The sequence below is a fragment of the Sulfurimonas sp. genome, from assembly GCF_023229025.1.
Classification (GTDB): domain Bacteria; phylum Campylobacterota; class Campylobacteria; order Campylobacterales; family Sulfurimonadaceae; genus Sulfurimonas.
Genome location: NZ_JALOAA010000032.1, coordinates 1 through 23,292, shown reverse-complemented (window position 1 = coordinate 23,292; position 23,292 = coordinate 1). Strand labels below are relative to the sequence as shown.

24 protein-coding genes are annotated in these 23,292 nt (G+C 35.5%); 8 read left to right on the top strand and 16 right to left on the bottom strand.

Going from position 1 to position 23,292, the window contains the following annotated elements:
* From M0Q20_RS08345 to M0Q20_RS08325, 5 genes are all read right to left on the bottom strand, one after another.
* The coding region (locus M0Q20_RS08345; RefSeq protein WP_295060513.1) for an MMPL family transporter at nucleotides 1-2,341 on the bottom strand (2,341 nt) is incomplete at its 3' end.
* Nucleotides 2,342-2,347: 6 nt separating this feature from the next.
* Nucleotides 2,348-2,950: an ABC transporter substrate-binding protein gene (locus M0Q20_RS08340; RefSeq protein ID WP_295060511.1), complete on the bottom strand. Its 603-nt coding sequence runs from the start codon at nucleotides 2,948-2,950 to the stop codon at nucleotides 2,348-2,350.
* Nucleotides 2,951-2,955: 5 nt separating this feature from the next.
* Nucleotides 2,956-3,741 carry a VacJ family lipoprotein gene (locus tag M0Q20_RS08335; RefSeq protein ID WP_295060508.1) on the bottom strand — a complete coding sequence of 262 codons (786 nt, stop codon included), beginning with the start codon at nucleotides 3,739-3,741 and terminating at the stop codon, nucleotides 2,956-2,958.
* Nucleotide 3,742: 1 nt separating this feature from the next.
* Entirely contained in the window at nucleotides 3,743-4,312 is a 570-nt protein-coding gene (recR, locus tag M0Q20_RS08330; RefSeq protein ID WP_295060505.1) for a recombination mediator RecR, read from the bottom strand.
* Complete coding sequence (locus M0Q20_RS08325) at nucleotides 4,312-5,406, bottom strand: MltA domain-containing protein (RefSeq protein WP_295060501.1); 1,095 nt, start codon at nucleotides 5,404-5,406, stop codon at nucleotides 4,312-4,314. The genes recR and M0Q20_RS08325 overlap by 1 nt, the downstream gene beginning before the upstream one ends.
* Nucleotides 5,407-5,481: 75 nt before the next feature.
* Between M0Q20_RS08325 and dnaJ the strand changes: the two genes are divergently transcribed.
* Both dnaJ and M0Q20_RS08315 read left to right on the top strand, forming a co-directional pair.
* Nucleotides 5,482-6,606, top strand: a complete 1,125-nt coding sequence (gene dnaJ, locus M0Q20_RS08320; RefSeq protein WP_295060498.1) for a molecular chaperone DnaJ — start codon at nucleotides 5,482-5,484, stop codon at nucleotides 6,604-6,606.
* A 129-nt stretch (nucleotides 6,607-6,735) separates the two neighbouring features.
* Nucleotides 6,736-7,170 carry a host attachment protein gene (locus M0Q20_RS08315; RefSeq protein WP_295060495.1) on the top strand — a complete coding sequence of 145 codons (435 nt, stop codon included), beginning with the start codon at nucleotides 6,736-6,738 and terminating at the stop codon, nucleotides 7,168-7,170.
* 73 nt (nucleotides 7,171-7,243) lie between these two features.
* Here the strand turns inward: M0Q20_RS08315 and M0Q20_RS08310 are convergent, their stop codons facing one another.
* A complete protein-coding gene (locus M0Q20_RS08310; protein WP_295060492.1) occupies nucleotides 7,244-7,717 on the bottom strand; it encodes a rhodanese-like domain-containing protein in 474 nt (157 codons plus the stop codon).
* Nucleotides 7,718-7,812: 95 nt separating this feature from the next.
* Between M0Q20_RS08310 and M0Q20_RS08305 the strand changes: the two genes are divergently transcribed.
* A complete protein-coding gene (locus M0Q20_RS08305) occupies nucleotides 7,813-8,181 on the top strand; it encodes a metalloregulator ArsR/SmtB family transcription factor (protein WP_295060489.1) in 369 nt (122 codons plus the stop codon).
* A gap of 47 nt (nucleotides 8,182-8,228) precedes the next feature.
* Nucleotides 8,229-8,819, top strand: a complete 591-nt coding sequence (locus tag M0Q20_RS08300; RefSeq protein WP_295060486.1) for a class II aldolase and adducin N-terminal domain-containing protein — start codon at nucleotides 8,229-8,231, stop codon at nucleotides 8,817-8,819.
* Here the strand turns inward: M0Q20_RS08300 and M0Q20_RS08295 are convergent.
* Both M0Q20_RS08295 and M0Q20_RS08290 read right to left on the bottom strand, forming a co-directional pair.
* Nucleotides 8,816-10,114 (bottom strand): adenosylmethionine--8-amino-7-oxononanoate transaminase, encoded by a 1,299-nt coding sequence (locus M0Q20_RS08295; RefSeq protein ID WP_295060482.1) that lies wholly within the window; start codon nucleotides 10,112-10,114, stop codon nucleotides 8,816-8,818. The genes M0Q20_RS08300 and M0Q20_RS08295 overlap by 4 nt on opposite strands.
* A gap of 19 nt (nucleotides 10,115-10,133) precedes the next feature.
* The gene (locus tag M0Q20_RS08290; RefSeq protein WP_295060479.1) at nucleotides 10,134-10,490 is read right to left on the bottom strand and encodes a hypothetical protein; all 357 of its coding nucleotides are present in this window, start codon (nucleotides 10,488-10,490) and stop codon (nucleotides 10,134-10,136) included.
* 167 nt (nucleotides 10,491-10,657) lie between these two features.
* Between M0Q20_RS08290 and M0Q20_RS08285 the strand changes: the two genes are divergently transcribed.
* The 4 genes from M0Q20_RS08285 (at nucleotide 10,658) to M0Q20_RS08270 (ending at nucleotide 15,274) form a co-directional block, all read left to right on the top strand.
* Nucleotides 10,658-12,121: a peptidylprolyl isomerase gene (locus tag M0Q20_RS08285; RefSeq protein WP_295060476.1), complete on the top strand. Its 1,464-nt coding sequence runs from the start codon at nucleotides 10,658-10,660 to the stop codon at nucleotides 12,119-12,121.
* Nucleotide 12,122: 1 nt separating this feature from the next.
* A complete protein-coding gene (ftsA, locus tag M0Q20_RS08280; protein ID WP_295060473.1) occupies nucleotides 12,123-13,481 on the top strand; it encodes a cell division protein FtsA in 1,359 nt (452 codons plus the stop codon).
* A gap of 9 nt (nucleotides 13,482-13,490) precedes the next feature.
* Entirely contained in the window at nucleotides 13,491-14,609 is a 1,119-nt protein-coding gene (ftsZ, locus tag M0Q20_RS08275; RefSeq protein ID WP_295060471.1) for a cell division protein FtsZ, read from the top strand.
* A 197-nt stretch (nucleotides 14,610-14,806) separates the two neighbouring features.
* On the top strand, nucleotides 14,807-15,274 hold the full coding sequence (locus M0Q20_RS08270; RefSeq protein ID WP_295060468.1) for a DUF302 domain-containing protein: 468 nt from the start codon (nucleotides 14,807-14,809) through the stop codon (nucleotides 15,272-15,274).
* 368 nt (nucleotides 15,275-15,642) lie between these two features.
* Here M0Q20_RS08270 and M0Q20_RS08265 read toward each other — a convergent pair whose 3' ends face one another.
* The 8 genes from M0Q20_RS08265 to M0Q20_RS08230 all read right to left on the bottom strand — a co-directional run.
* Complete coding sequence (locus M0Q20_RS08265) at nucleotides 15,643-17,013, bottom strand: OprD family outer membrane porin (protein ID WP_295060465.1); 1,371 nt, start codon at nucleotides 17,011-17,013, stop codon at nucleotides 15,643-15,645.
* Between the two features lie 164 nt (nucleotides 17,014-17,177).
* Nucleotides 17,178-18,392: an ArsS family sensor histidine kinase gene (locus M0Q20_RS08260; RefSeq protein ID WP_295060462.1), complete on the bottom strand. Its 1,215-nt coding sequence runs from the start codon at nucleotides 18,390-18,392 to the stop codon at nucleotides 17,178-17,180.
* Nucleotides 18,389-19,078: a response regulator transcription factor gene (locus tag M0Q20_RS08255; RefSeq protein ID WP_295060459.1), complete on the bottom strand. Its 690-nt coding sequence runs from the start codon at nucleotides 19,076-19,078 to the stop codon at nucleotides 18,389-18,391. The genes M0Q20_RS08260 and M0Q20_RS08255 overlap by 4 nt, the downstream gene beginning before the upstream one ends.
* 65 nt (nucleotides 19,079-19,143) lie before the next feature.
* Entirely contained in the window at nucleotides 19,144-20,268 is a 1,125-nt protein-coding gene (locus tag M0Q20_RS08250) for a multiheme c-type cytochrome (RefSeq protein ID WP_295060457.1), read from the bottom strand.
* A gap of 84 nt (nucleotides 20,269-20,352) precedes the next feature.
* A complete protein-coding gene (locus tag M0Q20_RS08245) occupies nucleotides 20,353-20,982 on the bottom strand; it encodes a Crp/Fnr family transcriptional regulator (RefSeq protein ID WP_295060454.1) in 630 nt (209 codons plus the stop codon).
* A 76-nt stretch (nucleotides 20,983-21,058) separates the two neighbouring features.
* Nucleotides 21,059-22,006 carry a hypothetical protein gene (locus tag M0Q20_RS08240; RefSeq protein WP_295060451.1) on the bottom strand — a complete coding sequence of 316 codons (948 nt, stop codon included), beginning with the start codon at nucleotides 22,004-22,006 and terminating at the stop codon, nucleotides 21,059-21,061.
* The gene (locus M0Q20_RS08235; RefSeq protein WP_295060449.1) at nucleotides 22,007-22,675 is read right to left on the bottom strand and encodes an ABC transporter ATP-binding protein; all 669 of its coding nucleotides are present in this window, start codon (nucleotides 22,673-22,675) and stop codon (nucleotides 22,007-22,009) included.
* Nucleotides 22,675-23,292 (bottom strand): FtsX-like permease family protein (locus M0Q20_RS08230; RefSeq protein WP_295060446.1); only part of this gene is annotated, 618 nt, incomplete at its 5' end. The genes M0Q20_RS08230 and M0Q20_RS08235, both read right to left, overlap by 1 nt.

Sequence of the window (23,292 nt, the reverse complement as noted above, 5' to 3'; positions counted from 1 at the left end):
TAGTAGATGTATAAAACATCGCCGTTCCAATGCTGGCATGTGACTCACACATAGACATCTCTGCCTCGTTTGTCTGCCTGTAAAGCAGAGAGTATCTATAAATATAGTGTATAGTATCATCTACTGCTATACCTATACTTATGGCGGCAATTGTTATAGTCATCATATCTAGCGGTATATTCATCCAACCCATAAAGCCAAAAACAACACTTACGGGAATAATATTTGCAATTATTGCAATTACAGCGATTTTCAGACTTCTAAAAAGAGCCAAAAACATCAAAAAAAGTATTAAGACTACGACCCCTATTGTTTTGATTTGTGACTCAAAAAGAGATTGAAGCATATTGTTGTACATGACTAAAAGATTTGAGAGCCTATGCTCTTCATACTCCGAGTTTAAGATACCTTTTAAATCTCTATTTATTTTTTTAATAAGCAAATCTCTTTGAAGATCTGGCATTGAGTCTATTATTCTCGTACTTATTCTTACTTGATTATTCTCTATATCAACATATGGAGAGAGTATAATTTTTTTATACTCTTGCGGCAACTCTTTGTACATAAGAGCAAGCATAAGCCCGTCTGCCTCTTTGTTGTTGTTTAAGACTTTAAGTACCTCTCCCGCCGTTGCAAGAGATAGAACTTTTCCTACTGCATCGAGTGACTCTAGATAATCATGCACCTCTTTTATTTTATGCATCTTCTCCAAAGTAAACCAGTACGTCTCTCTATCCTCTTCCCTCTCCTCAAACTCATCCGCAAATGAGTCAAGCTCTAAATCCTCTTTTACGCCTGCTACACTTATAGATTCAACATCATTACTGCTCTGTTTAAATGTCAAAACAATATCAAGAGGAGTAGTTCCGCCTAGTTTTTGATCAATTAGAGCCATCCCTTTATATATCTCTGTGTCATCCTTAAAGTAGTCGATAAAGCTGTTTTCAACTCTTAGCTTATATGCTCCAGAGATAGAAAATATTACCACTAAAACTGCTAAGAGTAGAATTGTTTTCTTATAGTTTTGTGCAACATATGCTACCCTAGAAGTAAAAGGAGTCCCCTCTTTTTCATAGCTCAGAGACTCCTTTTTTTCAAAAAGAAGCAAAATAACAGGAAAGAGAATAAATGTTATAAGCAAGGAGACGGTAATTCCCGTACTCATCATCCATCCAAAGTTTATAACAGGCAATATATTACTAAAAACCAAGGAGCTAAATCCAGCAATAGTTGTAATAACCACAAAAAATGAGGGCTTAGCCATAGAGACAACGGTGTTTAATACAAGATTGTATTGAGACTCCTCATGATTTTCATCATATAGCTCTTTATACCTGATGATAAGATGCACAACAAGAGACATATTCATAATAAGTTGCAAGGAGACATAGTTTGAGGAAACTACAGTAATCTCCCAGCCAAAAAGCCCCAATAAGCCGCTTGTAATAATAAGCGATGTAGTACATATAAACAGGGCTACAACAACCCATTGTACTCTTTTAAGAAGTATATATAAGATAGCTACTAAAAGCCCAATAATCAAAAATCCAAATGTTTCTAAATCATACTTGACAAACTCCACCATGTCATCGGCAATCATCTCTACGCCGCCTAGATGAAGTTTAATATTTTCATGCTCATCTTCAAACTTTTTTAAAATAGCTCTTAACTTAACTATTGTTTCGTGATTCTCTTCTCTAAGTATATCCCTATACTCTTTTAGTTCTATTTCTGCCTTTTTGTAATCTAGTTTCTCTTCTCTACTTAACTCTCTTTGCTTTTTGAGCTTTATATATACATCTCTATTGTCTATTAGGCTAAAATATTTCTCATCTCTTTTTAGATTTACCATGAGTGCTGTAGTTTTAAAATCTTCGCTTACGAGATTTTTCCTATACACCGCACTTGTTAAAAACTCCTCTTTTACCAGACTTTTATCTATATTTGGAGATTTGAGTGTTGGTATATCTTTTAGTAACTCTTTTAGAGGAACCGGCGGAGATTGCAAAAGCGGCACGTTTACTATCGAGTTTATACTCTCTACTATCTCAATAGTTTCTATCTGTGCGCTTAAGTTCTCTATATTGTTAATATTTTCATCACTTAGCAGCTCATCTTCTGTGCTATAGGTAACTACTAAAAAGTTTGGTGCTTCAAAGCGTTTTAGGACATCTCTCGTGTACTCTAAATCTTTATCATCTTCAAGAAGCAGCGTCTCAGCACTTGCATCAATCTCAAGTTTTAATGAAAAAAAAGCCATGACAACCACAAAGGAAGCCATAAAAAGAAGTAGTACCTTAGGGTATTTTAAAATATAGTTTTGATATAGACTTTTTAACATTATTATCTATGACTGCTTAGCCAAAGCATCCATAAGATCTACTATGCTCTTAGTACGTAAAAACTCTTTGAATTGAGCTCTATCTGTTTTTAAAATACTCACTCCAATAATCTCTACATCATAAATAAGCCACTCATCTTTATCTGCTGCTTTAGTTTTTGGTTTATGGTATTTATAGACAATCTCAAGTTTCTCCTCCTTGCTTACAAGGTCAGTCACAAGGGCTATCCTGTTTGGCTGCGGCTGATCAATACTTTTGACTTCTACCTTCTCATCTTCATATGCATCAATTTTAGCAGAGTAGGAGTGTTTCATTCTCTCTACATACAGTTCTACAAATTTATCCGCATTTTCCTGTGAGAGTTCTCTCCAAGCAGTGCCAAGACTTAGTTTTGCCATAAGCTCAAAATCAAACATAGGGGTTAAAGATTTCACTATATTGCGATTTCTCTCATCTTTAGAGAGCTCTTTATTCTCAACTATTAAAGTGACTTCCTTAATTTTCTCCAAAAAACGATTTTTTAAATCAATCTGCTCATCAGCTACTAAACTTTGTGCAAAAAGCACTGCTACACATAACGCTAAAATTTTTTTATAAAAACTTATCACCGCTGCTACTCCTCAATCTGTTTTTTTCTATACTGCTCATAAATATCCCTTAAGTATGGATACAAATCTATGGCATCTTGCTTAATCTCATCGTACTTCTCCATATCTAAAGAGATATAATTCACTTCTTCAAACGTTCTTGCGCCTAAATACTCCGACCAAGTATCTGTCAGTGTCCAGTAACTTCTCTCTGTATAGTCGATAGGACTCAAGAGAGCATCCGGATACATACTTAGTAAATCTCTTAGATTTGAAGGTCCTAAAAGCGGTAAGACGATATGAGGACCGCTTCCTACACCGTAAAATCCTAACGTTTGACCAAAGTCCTCTTCGTGTGCTTCAAGGTTAAAATGCACCTTGGCAGGATCAAAAAATCCTAAAATACCTACAGTAGTGTTTATGATAAATCTTCCGGTCTCTTCATAAGTGTTATAAAATTTTCCCTGTAGAAGATTGTTTGTGGCGCGTATCGGAAAGTATAGGTTGTTAAAAAAATTTCTAACACTCTCCCGCACTTCTTCATGTATAACATACTTGTAACCCTTTGCAACCGGTTTAATAACATACTCGTATGCTTTATCATTAAAGGTAGTCATAGCTCTATTATAACCGCTAAAGGGGTCATAAATCTCTTCGACTTCAAACTCATCAAAAAAACCTTCAAGCTCCCCATTAAAGTCATCTCTATCTTGATTAAGAGTGACCTCTTTAGGCTGTTCAATCGTATTGGTAGAACAGCCGCTCAATGTAAACAAAAAAGTAAACATAAGAATCAAATAAACAAATCTCAAATCACACCTTTACCCTATCCGTCAATGCCCTAGTCAAAGACAAAATGTCTATATTTTCTAAACTTACCCCAGTTGGAACACCCTGAGCAATTTTTGAGTAGTTTATATTAAAATTACTTAATTTATCTTCAATATATAACATAACCGCATCATTTGCAATAGAGGGTGTTAAGGCAAAGAGTATCTCTTTGACTCCAGAGTCCACTAATCTCTCTAAATTTGAAAAACTGTGCTCTTCTAATGACTCTAAAACAAAATATCTTCCGTCAAAAAGAGCATTCTCTTCTAAAATAAGTATATCTTTTGCATTTTCAACTATACACAAAAGCGTCTCATCTCTACTCTCATCACAACAGATAAAACAGAGCTCATCCTCACTCATTCCGCCACATGAGGTACACTGTTTAAGGCTTCCCAAAGCCTCTTCAATAGCATGAGAGATTTTCATCCCCACAAAGCTATCTTTCATAAGCATATGGTAAGCTAGCCTTGTTGCAGATTTTTTACCGATTGTCGGAAGTTCTTGCAAAACATCTACAAGTTTGTTAAATTTTTCTAAGGAACCCCTCATTAAGAGCTCCCTTTTGGCAAAAATATCCATAATTGAAGCGGCGCTTTAAGCTTGCCGGCTATCTCTTTTGCTTCATCTCCATACCCCATAAACATGTCGGCTCTAAGAGTTCCTTTTATCGCTCCACCCGTATCTTGAGCCATTACAACACGATTAAAATCTACCATTTCTGTCTTAGCGCTCAAATAGAGCATGCTTCCAAGTGGAATATACCTTCTATCTACCGCGATAGAGCGCTTTGGCGTAAGAACTACTCCAAGAGATCCACTTGCCGCCCTATCCTTTTGCCTAAAAAACACCATCGATTTGTTGTAGTTTAACACTTCATCAACTCTTGACGGATTCTCATCTAGCCATGCTTTTATACTCTGCAGGGATATCTCCTCTAAAGGTATCTCTGCCGCTTCTACAAGATATTTTCCTATTGAGCTGTATTGGTGTCCGTTTTGATTCTCATATCCGACAAAAATTGTACTACCATCATCTAGAGTCACTCTTCCCGAACCTTGAACTTCTAAAAAAAAGAGCTCTATTTTTGAGTCTGTATAGCAGATTATCTCACTATCGAGCGTTCTTTGGCTTGCATGTTCTCTATCGTAATATGGAACCAATCTATTTCCGACTACTCTGCCTCTTAGTCTATAATCTTTAAGCTCCGGATACTGCTGCGTTAAATCTACAATTACCAAATCTTGCGGAGTTCTGTATATAGGGTAAATATAAGGCTCTTTTTTCACTAAAGAACCCCTTAGTTCAGGCTCATAGTAGCCTGTAAGCAACCCATCCTCATTTAATGGGGCAACTTTATAAGGAGTAAAATTGGTAACTAAAAACTCTTTTGCATCCTTTGCATCAACAGCCAATGTGCATAAATCACTATAGATCTCTTTTGTCTTGGCTGTCTCACAACTCTTCACAAATGAGTTCAAAGCATTTTTATAATCCTCTTGATGCCAGTTTGGCAACTCTGAGAAATCGCTTCTCATGAGGTTGGTGTCAGGCATATTTAAAAAATTTACCTCTGGCTTAGGAGGTTGCTTTGAACATCCGATAAATAGCAAAATAGTTGTTAAGTATAGTGTAAAATGTTTCATAAGTAGGATTATACATAGATTAAATTTAAAACGCTATAATTGCAAAAATTTTAAATGTATAGGGTATTAAATAATATGCAGGATTTAAGCTATTACGAAATATTAGAAGTCTCTAGAGACGCGGATCAAACTACAATTAAAAAAGCTTACAGAAAAATGGCAAAAGTTTATCATCCCGACAAAAATCCGGGTGACAGTGAGGCTGAACACAAATTTAAATTGTGCAATGAAGCTTATCAATGTCTAAGTGACGATCAGCAAAGAAGTATCTATGATAGATACGGCAAAGAGGGTCTTAGCAGAATGGGTGGCGGCAGAGGGCGCTCCTCCGGCGGATTTGACGATTTAGGCTCTATTTTTGAGGAGATGTTTAATGGATTTGGAGGAAGCTCACGTCGCCGCCAAAATCCTACCGATATGGAGAAGTATCCGCTTGATATGAACGTTGATATGACAATTAGCTTTAATGAGGCTGTTTTTGGATGCGAAAAAGAAGTGGAGTTTAAATATAAAAACTCTTGCAACAGCTGCAAAGGCACGGGAGCAAAAGATGGCAAGCTCTCCACATGTCATCAATGCAAGGGACAAGGTCAAATTTTTATGAAACAGGGCTTTATGACATTCTCTCAGACATGTCCGGTATGTCATGGAAGTGGCTCTGCACCGTCAGCACCTTGTAATAGTTGTGAGGGCAAAGGCTACCATGAAGAGAGAAGTAGTGTATCTATTAACATTCCAAAAGGGATTGACGATGGAAATAGACTTAGAGTCTCAGGAAAAGGAAATATAGGAAAACGCGGCACGAGAGGAGACTTATATGTTACTTTTAGCGTAAAACCGGATAAGCACTTTCAAAGAGACGGAAATGACGTCTATATCGTAATTCCTATATTTTTTACACAAGCAGTTGCAGGTGAGAGCCTTACTATCCCATCACTAACCGGAGAGCTAGAACTAAAACTAGATGTTGGCACAAAAGATAAGCAGCAGTTTCTATTTAGAGGTGAAGGAGTAGATGATGTTCATGGGCACGGCAAGGGAAATCTTATCGCTCAAGTAAAAATCACATATCCTAAGAAGCTCAATGACGAACAGCGTGAGCTTCTAAGCAAACTTCAAGAATCCTTTGGAATAGAGTCAAAACCGCATGAGAGTGTTTTGGACTCCGCTATAGAGAAGATGAAAAGCTGGTTTAAGTAGTACATCCAAAGCTATTTCCTACTTTATTAGATGAATTAAACTATTTTTGATATAATAAATGAGATTGGAAATATTAATAGTTTTTATAAAACTATTAATATAAATTTCCAAATCTAATAAGGAGTTGCTATGGATTCAGTTCTAATCGTAATTGTCGATTTACAGCATTTTAAGTTATTTGAGGTTGAGCAAGACCCTTTAAACAGAAAGTCTCTTGAAATAATTAAAAGCAGTAAAAATCTAGATTTCTACCTCAAAGCTGATGAAAAATATTCAGATAGAAAAGGAAACTTTACAAGTGCTCAGAGTAGTGGCTCTAATGAAAATCAAAATCTTAAACTTGAAGAAGAGCGCCGAAGAATTCAGGAAATTGCAAATAAAATTTCTGACCTTTTAAGCAGGTATAATCACAAATCTTGGTATTTTGCCGCACCGGAAGCCATAAATAACCAAATTGTTGAATTGCTTGATGAAAAGAATATAAAAAATATGGCAATTAATCTTAAATTAAATTTGGCCAATACTCCAAATAATCAAATTTTGGAACATTTTTCAAAAAAATAATATCTTGTATAAGTTGTAAGCAAGCAAATGCTTACAACTTACAAATTGAATTAAAGCAAAGCTTACCTCTCTTCTATTTTGCTATTTTTAGTACGCCTAATCCAGTTTTTATTGAATTGCCTGCCTTTGCCCATGCATCAATTCCGCCTTGGAGATTTTTAACGTTTTTATAGCCCATTTTTTTCAATACTTGCGCAGCTAATGCACCTCGTCCACCATTTCTACAGTAAGTAACAATATTGATATTTTTATCTTGAATTTTATCAAGCACCTCCCACTCTAAATTACCGCGTGTAATTGAAATAGTCTCAACGGCAGTAAAATCACTAAAGAGATATCCTTCTGCTCTTTGTTCACTCTCTCTTACATCAAGAACAACTACATTTTCATCATCAATTAGCTCTTTTAATTGGTCCGGAGTAACTTCGCCTACCTCTGTTTTTGCCTCATTTATAAGCACCATTTTTGCATTATTTTCTCCATATATACTGCTAGATAGCAATCCAAGCAGTAACATAGATGCCAATAATTTAGATAATTTTTTCACTCTATACTCTCCGTTAGTTATTTGCATATTTAGGCATTTAACTAAATAGCTTTTAGTATGCTATACTTATTTAAAAAATTTGTCAAGGAAATATTGTGCTAGATATGCAACAAAAAATAAAAATATTTAAGGCACTTGGTAATGAGACTCGCTTTCTTATCTTTAAAAATGTCTTTACAGGCGGTTATGTATGCTCAATTGATAGTAAAAATCCAAAAGTAAATCCTCACTCCACCTGTGTTACTACAATTGCCCAACATTTTGAATTTTCTCTACCGACAATCTCAAAACATCTGCAGTTGTTGCGTGAAGCCGGAGTTGTAAAAATGCAAAAAAAAGCAAACAAGATATATATTGAACCAAATATTGAAACCATAAGAGAGCTTGGAAGCTGTTTTACAAACCTAGTTGAAAATTTTGAAAATAACAGAGAACTCTTTTTTGACGATGTTGTTTTAAAATAAAGTAAAAAAGTTATGTTAAACTTATGCAAAAAATATGAGCAAACAAAATGAATAAAGAAACTCTAAAAAATAGACTCTCAACACTATCCTTATCTATGTTTAGAAAGGACTTTTTTGGTATATATCATGGTTCTATTTCTGCTAAGACCGAGTCAAACCGTTTTATTATAAATACCAAAGAAGCTATATTTGACGCACTAAATAGCAGTAGCCTTATTGAGCTCTATTTTAAAAAAGATTACAGATGGAATCAAGCAAGCATGGATTCAAATATCCACTATAGTATATACTCTCAAATATCAGATGCTAAATTTATCTGCTTTAGTATGCCCCCTTTTACAACTGCGTACTCTCTTGATCACAATCTCATTACGCCAAAAGATTATTTTGGATACAAAGAGTTAGGCTCTATAGAGATTGTTGATCCTAGAAGTTTTGATGATTGGTATGATAGAGCAAACAGTGAAATCGCCTACTATTTTCAAAGTAAGAAAACAGATATTATGGTTATTAGAGGTTATGGCGTATACACTTTTAATAGAGATATCCATGAGATGGCAAAAAAAATTGCTATATTAGAGAAGAGTTGCAGACTTCTTTTGTTAGAAGATAGTAACAGTGACTCTATTTTTGACTAACAGAGTTGTTTTATAGCCTCATAAGCCGTATCCATCATCTTATCACACTCATCTTTTGTAATGATATAAGGTGGCATAAAATAGACAACATTCCCAAGCGGACGAATTAACACCCCGTTTTCAAGCCCATATTTGTAAACCTTCAGCCCTACTCTATCCTCTGCTGTGTACCCTTTTAACTCCACCGCGCAAATCATGCCTGTCTGTCTAATCGAAGCCACATTTTTAAGCTCTTTAAACTTTAAGAGCTTCTCGCTCATATAGTTAGCGGTTTGTCTATTTTTTTCTATAACATCATCTCTTTCAAAAATATCGAGAGTAGCATTTGCAGCCGCACATGCAAGTGCATTTCCGGTATAACTATGAGAGTGCAAAAATGCTTTATATTCGCCGTAGTCACAGTAAAATTTTGCATAAATTTCGTTAGTTGTTAGTACGACTGAAAGCGGTAGATATCCGCCGGTCAAGCCCTTTGAGAGAACTATAAAATCCGGTGAGACGTTTGCGCTGCTGCATGCAAACATCTCGCCGCTTCTTCCAAAACCGACCATAACTTCATCTGCTATCATATGAACATCATATCTATTGCAAATATTACGCACTAAAACTAAGAACTCTCTGTGATACATATGCATATATCCCGCACCCTGGACGAGAGGTTCTAAAATAATCGCACTAATCTCATGAGATCTCTCTTTACATAACTTTTCAAACTCTAAAGCAGCCTCTTTAGCCGACTCTATGCTCATATCTTTTGGCACAGGTGTTTGCAGACTCTGAATTAGAAGCGGTTCATAGGTATCTTTGTAAAGTTTCACATCACCAACACTTAGTGCGCCAATAGTCTCTCCATGATATGAGTTTGTTAGTGATACAAATATTTTTTTCTTTTTACCATCATTTTTATGCGCATGAAAACTCATCTTTAACGCAATCTCAACGGCACTTGAACCATTATCTGCATAAAAACACTTCTCAAGCCCATCTGGTGTTAGTTTTACTAACCTCTCAGAGAGTCTTACAATAGGTTCATGTGTAAAACCCGCAAGTATTACATGCTCAAGCGTATCTAACTGCTCTTTTATTTTTTCATTTATATAGCTATTTGTATGACCAAAAATATTTACCCACCAACTACTAATGGCATCTATGTAGGAGTTTCCATCAAAATCTTCAAGATAGACTCCGTGGGCTTTTTTAATAGGGATAAGAGGAAGACTCTCATGATCTTTCATCTGGGTACATGGATGCCATAACACATCCAAATCTCTGTTTTTGAGTTCTAAATTATTCATCTTGAAACCCATTTTACAATCAAGCAAAGGAGTTTTTTAAAGATGCTTTATACTCCTCTGTATACTCAAGGGTCGTACAAGATAAAAGACCGTATAGATTCATATCCACACCGCTTATATTAAAAAGCTCCTCTCCATCTTTGTCTAAAAAGATAAACTTCTCATATTTATGATCCTTTTTGTCTATATACTTTGAGTAAACGACATAGACTGCTTTATCGTTTTCTGCTATTTTTGAGCAAGCTTCTATATATTTTTTACAACTTTTATCTACTTTTTTTATCTCTAAAACATCTGACTGAATTGTATTTAACAATATCTCTGGCAGTTTTGGAAGTACGTCATTAATATTTGAATATTTTTCTATATCGCTCACTGAAAATCCTTTATCCGAACTCTTTTGAAATTGATTTTACCACCTTTTCATTTATTTTTCTATTAGTTCTTAAATTATTCGAGTACAAAGTTCAATCTCTCTTTATAAAGGTTTAATGCGAATTTACCTAAAATTACAAAAATAACATAACATAAGGCTTTAAATCGATGATTACATGGATGCAGAGACATAAAAAATATCTCATAGTTACTATTTGGATTTCTACTATCGCTTTTGTCGGAGCCGGTTTCGTCGGTTGGGGTCAATATAGTTATGGAGATAAAGCCGGAGCAGTTGCAAAAGTAGGCAGTGTAGAGATAACAATGGGCGAACTACAAAAAAGCTACTCAAACCTTTATAATCAGTACTCACAGATGTTTCAAGGAGAGTTTGATGAGGAGAAGGCAAAAAGCTTTGGACTAAAATCACAAGCTCTTCAATATTTGACACAGCAAGCACTCGTGTTAAACTTGGCTAAATCTTACAATCTAAGAGTTAGTGACGCTGAACTGTTGGCCGAAATAAAAACTCAAGATTACTTTTTTAAAGATGATGTTTTTGACAAAGAGATATATAGGCAGGTTCTACAAAGAAACAATCTAAGTATAAAAGAGTATGAAGCCGATGTAAAAAAAGATCTTCTTATCAAAAAAACTCTCTCTCTTCTGCCTGTTGAAGTAAAAGCAAGAGAAGAAAATATTTTAACTACAGCTATGAATATAGCAGATAAAATAGAGTATAAAATGCTAGATATAAACCAGATAAGTATTGAGACATCAGACGCGCTACTAAAGCCTTTTTGGGAAAAAATAAAAAGTAACTTTATGACAGAAGTAAGTTATGATTTAAAATTTATCAAACAACCTAAAGTATCTCTAGAGTATGATGATGCAACAATTAATGAGTACTATAACGATAATAAGTTGAAGTTTAAAGATGAGGATGACAAAATACTCTCTGTAGAAGAGGCAAAAGAGAAGATAATCCAAGAGCTAGATGCAAAAGAGACAAAAAAAGAGGCACTAAGAGCATATATCGCTTACAAAAAGGGAGAACTTGAGGGCATAGAGATAAACAGTGTAACGATATCTCAATCAAACAACCCTTTTGGAAAAGATGCAATTGATGCAGTATCAAATTTAACTCCTCTATCTCCATTCTCCAAACCTGTTATGGTGGGGGATGAGTACTTAACATTTGAGCTACTAAAAGTAAATCAATCAGTGCCAAAAAGTTATGAAGATGCTAAGAGTGAAGTTCTTACAATGTATGTAGATCAAGAGAAGAGAGCAAGGCTTCTTGAATTGGCAAAAAACTCATTCTCTACATTTAAAGGAAAAATAACCGATTTTATAACAGTTAATGACTCTAACAAACTAACAGAGTTAAGTGAGAGTGAGGCTAGTGAATTTTTAAATACACTAGTAGCCAAAGAGAGCAAAAAAGGCTATATAACTTTAGAGAGTGGGAGTGTCGTTATGTATAATATACTGGAACAAAAACTGCTTAATAACGATAACAGTGATCAAAACAATGTTATTGGCAGGTTGAAGAGTACTATGTTTAACGAGGGGTTAATGAAGAACCTACAAAGCAAGTACAAAACCGAGATTTTCATCGAAGGACTCTAATTTGAGCAGAACTGTTTTAGCCATAGATATTGGTTCGACAAAAATATGTGCAATTATCGCAGAAATATCTGACGACAATGCCATAGCTATAACAGGAGCAGGAACCTGTAAAGCACAAGGTCTTAAAAAAGGGAGCATAACAAACATAGAGCTTGCATCAAGATCTATAAAAACTGCACTCAATGATGCTAAAAGAGTCTCCGGAAGCGAAGTTAAAACTGCTATTGTCTCAATTTCCGGAGCTTACACAAAAAGCCTAAACTCAAGCGGTATAGTAAATATTCAAAACAAAGAAGTTAGTTTTAAAGAGATTGAGAGAGTTATGCAGACATCTCTTTATAATGCCAACATTCCAAATGAGTATGAAGTGCTGCATGCACTTCCATATAACTTCAAAGCCGATGATCAAGATTTTATTGAAGATCCCCTTGGGATGAACGCTTCAAGGCTTGAAGTTGAAACACACATCATAACAACACAAAAATCAAATTTAAACAACCTTAAAAAAGCAGTTCGCGGTGCCGGTGTAGAGGTAGAAAATATTGTTCTTACCGGCTATGCATCTTCTATTGCGACACTTAATGATGACGAAAAAGAGCTTGGCGTTGCAGTTATAGACATGGGTGGGAATACAAGCAATATAACAATACACTCAGGAAACTCAATCAGATATAACGACTTCTTAGGAGTCGGCTCTAACCATGTAACAAGCGACCTCTCCATGGCGCTTCACACTCCTCTTAATGTTGCTGAGAGTGTTAAATTAAATTACGGTTCACTTCTAAACCCTAGCAGTGATCTTATAGAGCTTCCTATTATAGGTGATGAAAACACGACTCATGAGGTCTCTCTTGAGGTGGTACATAATGTCATATACGCTAGAGTTGAAGAGACTCTAATGATTTTAGCTCAGTTTATTGAAAATAGCGGGCTAAAAGATAAAATTGGCGCAGGCATTGTTCTAACAGGCGGATTCTCTCAGATGGAGGGGATGAGAGAGCTTGCTATTGCTACATTTGGCTCTATTCCGGTGCGTCTTGCAAAGCCAAGGGAGATGGATGGTCTCTTTGATAACCTTCGCTCAGCTGAGTACTCAAGTGCTATCGGTCTAGTTATGTATGCTGCATCTTCCTACACGCAATATGAGATAGATGTAAACAAACGAGTAAGGCACTCAAATGAGACACCGACTAATCAGAGCACTATAAATCTAACCCAAGAGCCTGATGTATCTACACCCCACCTGCAAGAGAGCGAAAAAAAAGAGGGTATGGTCTCTATATCAATGAAAAAGAACAAGAAAGATGATGAGGCTGGAGCCTTCAATAAGTTTTGGAACTGGGCAACACAGTTATTTTAAGGAGAGAGTATGGAACCGTTTTTAATTGAAGAAGCAAGCAGCCTAAATGGAGCAAGAATTGTAGCCGTTGGAGTTGGCGGCGGTGGTGGAAATATGATTGGTCATATGATAAAAGAGGGCGTAACCGGAATTGAGATGATAGTTGTCAATACGGATGCTCAAGCACTAAAAGAGGTAGTCGGTGCAACAACCATTCAAATCGGTGTAAAACTCACAAAAGGTCTTGGTGCAGGAATGAAGCCTGAAGTTGGCAAGGAGTCTGCATTAGAGAACTATGATGAGATTAAAAAAGCTCTTGAGGGTGCAGATATAGTATTTATCTCTGCAGGTCTTGGCGGTGGAACCGGAACAGGAGCCGCTCCGGTAATTGCAAAAATTGCAAAAGAGGTAGATGCACTAACTGTTTCGATAGTTACAAAACCTTTTATGTTTGAAGCACCAAAAAGACTCAAACTTGCTAAAAGCGGACTCGAAGAGCTTAAAAATGAGAGCGACTCTATTGTAGTTATCCCTAATGACAAACTACTCTCTATAATTGATAGAAAACTTGGGATTAAAGATAGCTTTAAAATTGTTGATAGTGTTTTAGCTCAAGCTGTAAGTGGAACAGCAGGTGTAATTCTCTCTAGTGGCGACAACGATATAAACTTAGACTTTGCTGACTTAAAAACTGTTATGAGTCATAAAGGCATGGCGCTTATGGGAGTCGGTGAACATGAAGGAGAAAACGCTGCTTATGAAGCTATCAAAGCTGCAATTGAGTCACCTCTTCTTGATAATATTTCCATAAATGGGGCGATGGGGGTTCTTGTTCACTTCCATATGCATCCAAACTTTCCTATGATAGAGACATCAGAAGCTATGATAGTTGTTCAAGAGAGTGCGCATGAAGATGCAGATGTAATATTTGGTACCTCTACTGATGATGCGCTTCCTGAGGATTATGTAAAAATAACTATAATTGCAACCGGTTTTGAAAAAGACTTAAGCTCCGGCTCAAACAATAATGACTTTGTGAGTGAAACTCCGTCTCCTGTTACTAAAATACGTCCAAAGCTAGTTGTCGGCGGTGATCTTGACGGCAATCATTTAGATATCCCGTCATACATGAGACAACAACAAGATTAGTTTTTATATTAGGGACTCTTTTAAAACAGAAGAGCACCTGATAAACCCTTAAAATAACATACTCTAATTGTTAACACTCCATTAACAAAAAATTAACATCTAGTTCATACAAAACTCATATACTTATAATGATAAACTTCTTGAGAAAGAAGTTTAATATTAACGCCTAAATTAAGGCAATATTCAAAGGATGTGCGATGAAAAAAATTCTATTGGTGTGTTTGTTAAGTTTAGCAGTATGGGCTTCTGAGAGCAATGTTTATAAAGTAAGCTATAACTCTTCTGTTGATAAAGTTTTAGAAAATATGCTTGCTAAGTTTAAAGAAGAGAAGCTTGTTGTAGTTTGGCAACTTGATATTTTAGAGGAGTTTAAAACAAAAGGTTTAGACAAAAAATTCGGTAAAAACTTCAACACAGCAGGCCTTTCTGCAGTTAGAACACTTGTTGCATGTAACGGTAAATTCGGTAACGATATTATCAATGCTGATGCTGACATGATGGCATATTGCCCTATTCGTATAACACTAACAGAAAAAGATGGTGTAACAACAGTTCTATATGTACGTCCTTCATCTGCTCCTAGAGACTCTAAAGCGTACCAAGCTCTTGTTCAATTAGAGAAAAAAGTGACAAAAGCTATTGAAGACTCAATGGAAATGGAATAACAAAAAGACTCTCCTACACAAGCCTTCACAATTTGAAGGCTTGATTTACTCATAAAAATCCCCTCTTAGCTCTCAACTATTTAGATACCTCTCTTATAAAATATATAGTTACTACTACGATAAAAACCTACTTCTATGCAACGCTCATATGTATTGAGATATAAATCAAATCTCTATAGTTATCAAAGCTATAAAAAGAGCAAAAGAAACTCTCTTTAGATTATATTATTGATTGTAAAAAAAGATAAAGTAACAACTATGGATAAAAGATTATTTGGAGACAGGCTCTTGAGAGGAGAGCCTGTAGATTAAAACAGGAGAGTTTACTACCGGACTAAATTAGCACGGTAGTACTAGTAAATTAAGAATTAAAACGTATATGAGGCAATTGCACGATAGTGGTTTTGTCTTCTTTCAGGTGTACTAGCAAGAGCACGACCATTAAACTCACTTAGACGTCTTGCGTTGAATATTTTAAACATCCACTCTTTACTTGGCTTATACACTAGAACAGTATCTACTTCGTATGCATCCTCAAGAGCTGTGTTTCCTGTTGTTTTAGTAACACCACCCAAAGTACTGTCAGATTTACCGTAATTAGCATAGCTCATCATAAACTTAAGTCCCTTCATTATTACATAATGACCGCCTATTTTATATGCATCCACATTATCTCTGTATGCATTACGAGAAAAGATAGAGCTTGTATATGCAGGATCTGCGCCCCAAGCATTGAAGTATTGCCCCTCATGAGCAAGATCCTCGTTGCCTGATGAGTTAAATGCTGCGTACATACCCCATTTCTTTGTGCCTAAAGCTATTTTTGCACCCATCATTTTGAAATCTCTCTCACCAGCTAAACTATCGCCAGTATCTTTTTGCATCAAATACTGAGCATTTAAGTTTACAGCCATACCTTCAGAAACTGGAATTTTATAACCTAGCTCTGCATATATGTCATTTGCTATATCATCGGAGTGGTAAGCCCAAAGATCAGCTTGAAGATTTTTTACACCCGTATATGTTGCACCTACAACAGTACGACCTGACGTGCTATCTACACCTGCAATTGTTCCAATGTTGTAAAACTTAGCCTGCTCAACTGTTCCACCTTGACTTAAAAGCTCTGCTCCAACACCTGCTGTTCCAGTTTTCTCACCAATAATACCCCAATCAGGTGCACCACGTGAGCCTATAGACATCTTTGTGATTTGCCCTGCTGTAAGACGAAGACCGTCAATCGCATTTGTACCTAACATGTATGCCTCGTAGAAGTTTGGCATAAGAGAAGTCTGTATCTGCGTAAGCGGTGTTTCAAGAGTTTGACGACCAAACTTTGCATCAAAGTACTTATGTTTATATGATAGATATAGTTCGCCCATAAGAGCTTTTGACTCACCATCTTCATCGACAACCATGCCGTAAGCACCTTTATCCCATCCCTCTGCAGCACTGCTTTTATCCCAGTCTGTTAAACCTGCATCACCATTAACATACATACCAACACCTGCTTTTAGACCATCAACCCAAACGTCAGGAGTCTCATATTTGAGCTTTATCAAATAGCCGCTTCCGTTACTCGGTGCAAAACCATTGTTCTTATCATCTAATACAGTCATCCCTTTTAACATTAAGTCAAGAGTTCCACCTCTATACCCATTTATGTCAATATCTGCTGCTTGAAGCATTGCAGAGCCTACTAAAGCTGCCGCCAATGACAATTTTATCGCTTTTTTCATCCATAATCCTTTTTAGAATTTAATCTGTAGCTTAATCGCGCAAACAGCAACTGTTTTTACGTTCAAACTGCATAAATATAGTATAAGAAAGCTTTATAAATTGGATGTTAACTTTTTGTTAATGAATTGTTAACAAGCATTAGAGTTTAAAATAAAAGATGCTCTTAGAAAGTGATTATAAAGTAGTTAATGCCATCTTTGTGTCTGTAAGATAGAGAGTAATCATGTTTGTCTAAAATATAGTTTACAATGTATAGACCCAGTCCAAAACTCTCGCTTAGATTTGAGTCACACTTTGTAAAAGGCTGCGTATAATACTCAAGAGGGTGTTGTAGCTTCTCTCCTCTACTACAAAATGCAAGCTCATTGTCTTGAAGTTTAAGGTAGACTTCCGAGTCTATTGAGTATTTTATTCCGTTATCAATTAGGTTTTTAAAAACTATACTCATAAGGTCAAAATCTACCTCAACGACTCTATTGTCTAGATTGTTTTTTATACTCTGTGGCTCTAAAAATAGCAAATCTGCCGCATTATCTAAAATATCGGCTAAATGATAGCTTTTTTTCTCAATATTGCAATCACATGCAGTAATATTTTCAATCTGAACAATCTCTCTAGTTAAAAGATTTAGACGCAAAAAAACATTATCAAGAATCTCTTTTGTACGAGACTCTTCTAAAAATTCTAACGAAAGCCTCCCTTTAGCTATGGGTGTTTTTAATTCATGTGTTATATTTCTTATAAATACAACCCTTGAATTTATCATAGCTTTTATCTTCTTGACTGCTTTGTCAAACTCATTTGAGACCTCGGCAATCTCATCTTTGCCTTTTGAGATTAGATCTATATCCATATCCCCTTCTCCAAAACGGCGAATCTGCGTTTGAAGATGTTTTAAGGGATATATACTAATTGCAATTGAGAGAAACAGAGCAAAAAGTACTAATATAAAAGCTCCATAGAGCCACCACATGTAGTGAACATCTATGGGTTTTGTATCTAAATCTTTTAAAATCATACTGCCTGTACTCTTAGGAGTAATCATGTATCTATATCTCTCTTTTTCATAGAGATCGAAGTTTTGCATACCACATGAGATGGTTTCAAACTTATCTGTATTTAAAATACTGCTATATAGTTTTTCATCATCGACTATCTCTATATTTTTCTTTTTAAGATTTATGATGAGCTCTTCTTTTGTGTTTTTGCCTATGTGCCACAACATTACTAGCTTAGCAATCTTATGATAGTGAACTTTTAAATTCTCTTTTACAGATATAAACTCATAATCATACATCATCTTAAAAAGAAATGTCATTGCTAAGAATGCAACTAAAAAGAAAAGGCTTATTTTAAAAATAATTGAGTTTTTATTCAACTCTTCATCCTATAGCCTATCCCACGGATTGACTCTATATATATTGGGTCTCTTGGGCTGTCAAGTAACTTAGAGCGAAGACGACTTATAATTACATCTATGCTTCTCTCATCACTCTCCCAGCTAAGTCCCTCTACCGCATCTAAGATTGTTCCTCTGCTTAACACTATGCCTCTTTGGTTTATTAAAAAACTCAAAACACCATACTCTGCTACAGTCAGATTAAGAGGTGCGTCTTTGTGGTAAACAATCATCTTTGATTTGTCGATTTTAAAATCTCCAAAGACCTCCTCTCTTAAAATTGAAGAAGGTACTTTTTTACGTCTTAACATGGCATGTATTCTAGCTACTAGTTCTCTAGGGTCATAAGGCTTTGGCAAATAGTCATCAGCCCCTTTCTCCAGACCTAAAACCTTATCGCTAACCTCATCTCTTGCAGAGGAGATAATTATTGGTACATCAAAGGATGCAGATATTTTTTCACAAAGAAACAACCCATCCATTTTAGGAAGTGTTAAATCAAGTATTATAAGGTCAAAGCAAGTTTTTTTAAGATGTTCTACTACGGTTGTGGGGTCAGAGTTTACCTCAACATTTATTCCGCAATTAAGAAGATAATCAGAAATCAACTCTGCTAATATCTCATCATCTTCAACCATTAAAACATTTATGTTCTCTTCTAACATCTGTGTCACCTGCATTGCATATTTCTTTAGCTACGCTATTTTACACAAATTTAGAGCATAGTTACCTAAAAGTTAAATACCTCATTTTTTAAAACTCTAAACTTTGTAAACTCTTTATCAAGTTCTAGTCCAAGTTTCTTAGCACCCTCTTTTGAAATTCTTTGCACGCCTAAGGTTAGGTTTAACCTATCGCCACTCTGTAGAGCCTCTTTAAATGAAACCTCTCTTTTAGCGTATATAAGCGTATCTTTTATAGCCTCATTAGCTTCCCATGGCATAACCTCAACACCATCTTTTGCCAAGATTCTCTCAAATATAAAAGGTTCCAGAGTAATTGTTTTATTGCCTCTTTTTATCTCAGCCTTTAAAATTCCCTGTCTAAATGCCTGTCCAAAGAGAGCATGATTTGACTTGTTTATAACATTAACACTGAATCCATCGCTGTTTTTTGAGATTTCAAAATCTATATACTCTCCCATACTTCCGCTTTTATGGTATATTCCGGCAATTCCATGATAGGCATGAGTTTTTGTTTCGTTGATTGTGACTTTAGAGCCAAGAACTTGTGGCATATGGCATGTCACACAGCTATTTTTATCATCTTCGCTTATAAGAGCATCAAGCATTGTTATGTCAAAACCATGTTCGTTATTTGCGTGAGAGTGACACCCCATGCAGACGTTTCCGCTGTAGTAGTTCTCATTGTCATAGTCAATTTTATGAAACGGTGAGCTTTTAGGCTCTTTTACAAATCCAAACCAAGATGATTCCATCTCATACTCGGCTTTACCTTTTTTGCCATCCTCAGCAGTATAATACTCACGTTTTTTATCACTAACAATATTTACATTTGAGCTATCGCCCTCTTTTATATCTTTTATACTATGACAATACGTACATGAGATAGGTTCATGAACCTGCGTCTCATTTTTTGAAAGTACGCCTGTTTCAAGTGCCTCTAAGTCACTTGGAGAGTGACATTTTGCACATGTATATCCATCTTCATCCTTTGGATGTTTCTCCCACATAGCATTATGAATAGGGTTGTTATAGATTGAAGCGTTACGGTGAGAAGAGTCATAATACTCATCATATATGATAGGATGACATGCCTTACAAACCTTGCTCTCATTTGCCGTAAGAGTGTTTACAAACAGCAGTGTGGTAAAAAATAAAAAGATATAGCGCATGGGAACTCCACAAGTTAAAATTTGCATATTCTAACTAATAGAGAAGCTTATGTTGTTGATATAGGTCAGTTATATATGTTTATCTTAGAAGAACTCTAACAATGCTTCTTTATCTATAAATTTAGTCTTAACGTTTATTATCTCTTTATCTTTAAAAAACTTAAGTATTCTAGATAGTGTCTCGGGAGAGACACCGAGAATTTCTGCTATCTCGATATTCTTAGTTTCAAAAAAGTCATCCGTATGGCTATAGATATATTTTGCAACTCTCTCTTTTGAATCCAAAACCAAGTTGGTAGATATAATATTTTCAAGATTTTTAATCTTTTTTATTAGAGAGGTTTGAATATTAAACGCCATATTGGGATTTGAGAAGATTACCTCTTTTAGTTTTTCAAAATCAATTTTTAAAATCTCAACATCGCTGTAGGCTTTTGCTGTTGCAGGATATGGCATCCCCTCAAAGTTTGCAACCTCGCCTATGAGTTCATTCTCATGAAAATATTTAAGCACCACCTCTTTGTGGTTTGATGATGTTTTATAAAGCTTTATCACGCCCTTTGCCAAAAGATAGAGGTATTTAGGCTCATCACCCTCATAAAACACAATATTGTCTTTAATAACCCTATGTTGGGTAGTAAAGTTCTCTATCTTGCTGATTGTCTCTTCATCTATATTTTTAAAAAGAACTATATTCTCTAAATGTACTCTCATTTTGTTTTTTAACAACCTCACTATAAGTTAAAATTATCTTTATAGTTTTTTTATATCTGAGCTAAAAGCGCAATATTTATAAAAAAACACCATTTCTTACATAATACACAACCACATATAATGATAGCAATATAACATAAAGGGAGTTAAACAAAAGTGAGGTTTTATAGGTAATTTCTCTCTCTTTTACAAAAACAACCGATAAGCCGCTAAACGTCCCCAAAAATAAAAGTGCATATATCATGTACCCTACATAGTAGTAATCGCTCTGCAAAAAACAAAACGGGCAGTGATGAGATGGAAGCTCGTAGATATAGGTACCGAAAAATAGTATAAGCGCAATGAGCGAAACAGGTAGAAAAAGAAGATTTAAGATACTAAAAATATATCTATTTTTAAAAAAATACAAGAGCACAATTAACAGATAATTGCCATAAAATAGAAGTAGTAAAACAGCTGTATCTATTTGAAAGAGTAAAGAGATTGCAGAGGTTGAACTACTTGAGTATATACTTCCACAGCAACTTACCATCTTCTCAATCTCTATGGAGTTAAACATTAGTGTCTCTAAGAAAATCTCAAGCATTAAAAGAGAAAACAGAGCTATAAAAAATCCAAATTTCATCTTTGTATAGGGCGCTGTTTTATCGGCAATATCTTGGGAGTGAAGCTTTAACCATAGAGCAAAAAGGTATATATTTAAAATCTTCAAAGCAATTACATAAACACCGGTTGAAGTTGCATCAACAACACCCGCAGCACACATGGCACCTGTTATAACATTTGATATTTTATCAAGCGTAAATATAAAAAATAGAAATAAAACTGCCTTTGTGATGAAAATATACTTAATAATTACAGCACCCAGATAGCCCTGCTTCTCCAAAGAGTATTGCGCTTGTGAGGTAGAGTTTGCATCCCAATACAGGTATATTTTAACGCTGATTACAAAAGCTGTTATTGCAAATATAGCAAATATTGCGTTTAGGATAAGAATAGTCAGAACTTCAGGGCTTAGCAGCATTTAGATGATACTTCCATGAGAGATCTCAATCTCTTTATCTACAAAGTCAAGATTAAAAAAGAGAGGATCATGAGTAGCCACTACAACTGTTTTTTTCTCTGATTTTAACTCTTTTAATATCTCTATAAAAGAGAGAGATAGCTTCTCATCCAAGTTTGCCGTTGGCTCATCAGCTAAGATTATCTTAGGGTTATTTATATTTGCTCTAGCAATTGCCACCCTTTGCGCTTCTCCTCCGGAGAGATTTTTTACAAGCTGATTTTGCTTATGCTCTATATTAAACATCCTTAGAACTCTTTGTAGTCTCTCTTGGACAACCTCTTTATCAAGATTCATAGGAACAAGAGGGAGGATTATATTTTGTGAAACACTGAGTGTCGGTAAAAGGTTATAGTTTTGAAAAATAAACCCAATATTTTTGCGTCTAAATTCAGATGCAAAATCATCAGAGAGTTTGGATATTCTCTCGCTATCAACAACTACCTCTCCGCTTGTAGGTTTATTAAGTGCGGCGATAAGTGAGAGTATAGTGCTTTTTCCACTCCCGCTTGCACCCTTTAAAACCACAACCTCTCCCTCTTTTATCTCCAGATTTATCCCGCCTAGAGCGGTTACCTTATTTGCGCTATCTATGCCGTACTCTTTGATTATATCTTTTAGTTTTATCACTATCTCATAACCTCATCTGCTTCAAGTGTAGCGCTTCTCCATGACGGAATAATCGTTGCGGCTATATATATTGGTACGCTTAGAAAAAATATAAGAGCCATAGTCTGTATGTCAAAAACATATGTCAGCGTGAATGATGTCTTTAGCTGTGAATACCCCGTAAATATATTTTGCATAAGCGGGGCTTTTAATATATAGACAAAAAACAGAGCCGAAATAGTGCCTGTCATATATGCGAAAAATGACAAAATAAATCCCTCATAAAATCTCTCTTTTAAAACGTCATCTACTCTCCACCCGAGTGCTTTTAGAACTCCTATCTCTCTTTTTTGCTCGCTGCTAAGCCCGCTTGCTTTGTCATATATAATCATAAAAAATGTAAAAATAGCTACGATAAAAAGTGCTAAAAAAACTCCGCTTTTGTAGTCAAAAATATTTTGATAACTTATCTTTAAATCATCTTTTGTAATTACTCTAGCATCCGGGTATAAAAGTTTTATCTTTGACGCAATAGTAGCAATTTCATCAGGATTTGCAACTTTAGCAACTATATCAGTCGCTTTTGCTTTATCTATGTCAAAAATCTCTCTTACGCTCTCTTGCTCATAACTATCACA